Genomic DNA, 394 nt, shown 5'->3' on the forward strand with positions numbered 1-394 from the left:
GTTGCAAGGCGTCCTTGCTCACATCCGCTGAAACAATTCCTGTTGTAGCGCGCAGTCGGAAATCACTACCGAAGAGTTGAATAGGGGTTAATCCACCCCTATACTCTGCGCGCATTTTGTCGGCACAAATTATGCCAAGTCATGGCTGACTTGTTGGTCGACTTCCGAGGAGCAGTTGTTATGGAAATCCGCACGCCAAACCGCTTGCCTTTCCATCGCTGGGCGGTTTTTCCGGTACTGTTGACTCAATGTGTAGTACTTCTGCTGGCAACCTTGGTGGTGTGGCAGTGGAAAGGGGCGGTCAGTGGATATTCAGGTCTCTGCGGAGGTTTGATTGCCTGGCTACCCAATGTGTATTTCGCCTGGAAGGCGTTTCGCTTTAGCGGAGCCCGGG

At 52.8% G+C, this 394-nt stretch carries 1 protein-coding gene; it reads left to right on the top strand.

Features of this window, described 5'->3' with window-relative positions; translation table 11 throughout:
* Positions 1 to 180 precede the first annotated feature (180 nt).
* Positions 181 to 394: ATP synthase subunit I (locus SB772_RS39285; RefSeq protein ID WP_410838427.1), on the top strand; the 214-nt coding region annotated here is incomplete at its 3' end.

It is taken from the genome of Paraburkholderia sp. SIMBA_030, assembly GCF_046535245.1.
Classification (GTDB): Bacteria; Pseudomonadota; Gammaproteobacteria; order Burkholderiales; family Burkholderiaceae; genus Paraburkholderia.